4 protein-coding genes are annotated in these 3,372 nt (G+C 71.1%); 2 read left to right on the top strand and 2 right to left on the bottom strand.

The features are described from left to right. Positions 1-460, top strand: a 460-nt coding sequence (locus ACMUOY_RS19840; protein WP_413894465.1) for a hypothetical protein, incomplete at its 5' end; no start/stop codon positions are given. 14 nt (positions 461-474) lie between these two features. Further along, on the top strand, positions 475-1,257 hold the full coding sequence (locus tag ACMUOY_RS19835) for a tyrosine-protein phosphatase (protein WP_413894464.1): 783 nt from the start codon (positions 475-477) through the stop codon (positions 1,255-1,257). Between the two features lie 16 nt (positions 1,258-1,273). Here the strand turns inward: ACMUOY_RS19835 and selD are convergent, their stop codons facing one another. Both selD and ACMUOY_RS19825 read right to left on the bottom strand, forming a co-directional pair. Next, positions 1,274-2,329, bottom strand: coding sequence for a selenide, water dikinase SelD (selD, locus tag ACMUOY_RS19830; protein WP_413894463.1), 1,056 nt, complete (start codon positions 2,327-2,329; stop codon positions 1,274-1,276). 37 nt (positions 2,330-2,366) lie between these two features. Next, positions 2,367-3,372, bottom strand: a 1,006-nt coding sequence (locus ACMUOY_RS19825) for an FAD-dependent oxidoreductase (RefSeq protein WP_413894462.1), incomplete at its 5' end; no start/stop codon positions are given.

Genomic DNA, 3,372 nt, shown 5'->3' with positions numbered 1-3,372 from the left:
TTTCGAGCAGGGCTTCATCGCCGACGGTTTCGATTGGGAGCTGCGCGACGAGGGCCCCTCGAAGGCCGGCGCGCTGATCGAGCAGCCAGCGCTGGGCGAGCGCGGCCGTGTGTTGCAGGTGGAGTTCACCGGGCGCCCGGTCGCGCAGCCGCTGGTGCGCCAGGTGCTGGTGCTTCCGCCGGGCAGCTATGGGTTTGCCGGGGACTACATGGGGCGCCAGATGCGCACGGAGCAGGGCCTGGTGTGGACCTTCAACTGCGTGGCCGGCGACCGCGAGCTGGCGCGCACGCCGGCGCTGCTGGACACGCAGGGCCAGTGGCGCTCCATGAGCGTGGCGCTGGCCGTGCCGCCCGACTGCCGCGCGGTCGTGCTGCAGCTGAAAGCCCAGCTGGACTCCGAGGCGCTCACGGGCTTGCGCGGGCAGATGAGCTTCGACGCGTTTCGACTGGAGGCGCGGTAAACCCAGGCCCCCTCATGATCGACCTGCACAGCCACATCCTGCCCGGTATCGACGATGGGGCGACCTCGCTGGAGATGTCGCTGGACATGGCGCGCATGGCGGTGGCCGATGGCGTGCACACCATGGCCTGTACGCCGCACATCTACCCGGGCCTCTACCTGAACGACGCGCAGGGCATCAGCCGGGCGCGCCAGCAGCTGCAGGCCGCACTGGACGTGTACCGCATTGCGCTGACGCTGGTGGACGGCGCTGACGTCCACCTGGTGCCGGGGTTGCTGGAGGGGCTGCGTGCGGGTGCGGTGCCCACGCTGCACGGCTCGCGCTATGTGCTGCTGGAACCCTCGCACCATGTGCGGCCGCCGCACTTCGAGGAGGCGGTGTTCGAACTGGTGGCCGCCGGTTACACGCCGGTGATCACGCACCCGGAGCGGCTGACCTGGATTGAAGACCACCACGAGGTGTTCCCTCGCCTGGTTCGTCAGGGCGCCTGGTTGCAGGTGACCGCAGGGGCGTTGACAGGTCTGTTCGGCAAGCGGGCAAAGTACTGGGGCGAGCGGCTGTTGGGCGAGGGCCAGGTGCACCTGCTGGCCTCCGATGCGCACTCCAGCGGCCGGCGGGCGCCCGGCCTTTCCCAGGCGCGGGCGGTGGCCGAGCACCTGCTGGGCGCCGATGAGGCGCGTCGGCTGGTGCTGGACCGGCCGCAGGCCATCCTCGACGACCTTGCGCCCTCGCAGGTGCCGGCCCTGCCGGAAACGGCCCCGCCCAAGGGCTGGCTGCAGCGTCTGCTGCGACGCTGATGGTCTTGGGGCCCGATCAGCCCACCACCAGCCGCGCCGCGCCGGCCGGCTCGATCCGGCCCACCACGCCAGCCCGGTCAAACCCGTGTCGCTGGAAGATCGCCAGCACGCTCTGCAGCGCCTCGGGCGCGCACGACACCAGCAGGCCGCCGCTGGTCTGCGGGTCACTGAGCAGGGCCTGGTCCTGCGGGGCAAAACCGTCGGGCAGCGCCACCTCGGCGCCGTAGGCCGCCCAGTTGCGGCCGGAGGCGCCAGTGACCATGCCTTGCCCGGCCAGTTCACGTACGCCGGCCAGCAGGGGGACCGTGGCCCAGTCGATGTGCACCGTGCAGTTCGCGCCGCGGGCGATCTCCAGCGCGTGGCCGGCGAGGCCGAAGCCGGTGACATCCGTCAGCGCGTGCACGCCGTCGAGCGCGGCCAGGTCCGGGCCGGGGGTGTTGAGCTTCGTCGTGCTGGCCATCATCTGCGCATAGCCTTGCGGGCCCAGCGCGTTCTTCTTCAGCGCGGCCGACATCACGCCCACGCCCAGCGGCTTGCCGAGCACCAGCACGTCGCCTGCGCGCGCATCGGCATTGCGCTTGACCCGCTTCGGATGGATCAGGCCCAGGGCCACCAGCCCATAGATCGGCTCCACCGAATCGATCGTGTGGCCGCCCGCGATCGGGATGCCCGCCTCGCGGCACACCCAGGCCCCGCCTTCCAGGATCTTGCCGATGGTGGCCAGCGACAGCACGTTGATCGGCATGCCCACCAGCGCAAGCGCCATGATGGGCGTGCCGCCCATCGCATAGACGTCGCTGATGGCGTTGGTGGCAGCGATGCGGCCGAAGTCGAACGGGTTGTCGACGATGGGCATGAAGAAGTCGGTGGTGGCGATCAGCGCCTGCTCGTCGTTGAGCCGGTAGACGGCGGCGTCATCGGCGGTCTCGATCCCCACCAGCAGTTCTTTGGGGATGGGCATCTTTGTCGTGCCCTTGAGGATGTCCGACAGCACGCCGGGCGCGATCTTGCAGCCGCAGCCGCCACCGTGCGAGAGCGAGGTGAGGCGGGGTTCGGTGGGGGCGATGGTCATGGTTGCGGCTTCGGGGGAATCAGGGGCGGGCATTGTTTCAGGTTGCGTAGCGGGCGACGAAGGCGCGGTCGATGCGGTCTTTCCAGTGCCACACCCAGCGGCCCTCGAAGCTGAACGGACCCCAGGCGCCGATGGCGTAGCGCGAGCCGCAGGCCAGCAGGTTCAGCGTGCGCGGGGGCGGCGTATAGGGCTTCAAAGGAAGCGCCTGCATCGCGGCGCGCAGGTTGGCCAACAGCGGGACGCCGGCGCGCACGGCGTGCACGCCGTTGCGGGGATGGGGCGCATCCACCCGGCTGGCCACGTCGCCGGCGGCAAACACGCGGGGGTGGCTGGTGCTTTGCTGGAAGGCGTTGACGGCCAGGTAGCCGGCCTCGTCCAGCGCCAGGCCGCTGTCGGCGAGCCAGGCGGGCGCCTGCGTGCCCACCGCGAGCACCGGCGCGTCGCAGACCAGGCGGGCCCCGTTGGCCAGCAGCAGGGCGCCCACTTCCACGCCGACGCAGGTTTCCGGGATGAGCGTGACGTTCAAGCGGCGCAGGGCACGCTGCACGCGGGCCTGCACCGCCTGGGGGTAGATGGCCGCGGGCGGTTCGCCCCCGGTCACCAGCGACACGTGGCTGCCTTGAGGCATGCCAGAGCCTTGCAGCGCGTGCGACGCTGCCATGGCCAGTTCCACGCCGGCCGCGCCCGCGCCGACCACGGCCAGGTGGATCGGACGGCTCGCCGCCATCTCCGCGACCTGGGGCCACAGTTGGACGAAGGCGTCGATCGGGCGCACGAACAGCGCGTGCCGGCGCGCGCCGGGCATGCGGACCTCGAGCAGGTCGCGATCCATGATCGGCCCGGTGTTCACGCTGAGCCAGTCCCAGGGCACGGCCTCGCCGCTGGCCAGGGACACGGTGCGGGTCTCAGCATCGATCCCGATGGCGCTGCCTGCGATGGTGCGCGCGCCGCTGCGCGCCAGCAATGCGTCGAGCGGGATGCGGCACTGTTCCGCGGTGTAGTGGCCGGCCACGAAGCCCGGCACCATGCCGGAATACACCGCC

Source organism: Candidatus Skiveiella danica, assembly GCF_022705245.1.
GTDB classification, from domain to species: Bacteria; Pseudomonadota; Gammaproteobacteria; order Burkholderiales; family Burkholderiaceae_C; genus Skiveiella; species Skiveiella danica.
This window is presented reverse-complemented; position numbering and strand designations above follow the sequence as displayed.

Excerpts from the sequence above, each read along its gene's own strand:
- ACMUOY_RS19835 (WP_413894464.1), top strand. The coding sequence starts at position 475 with ATGATCGACCTGCACAGCCACATCCTGCCCGGTATCGACGATGGGGCG.
- selD (WP_413894463.1), bottom strand. The coding sequence starts at position 2,329 with ATGACCATCGCCCCCACCGAACCCCGCCTCACCTCGCTCTCGCACGGT.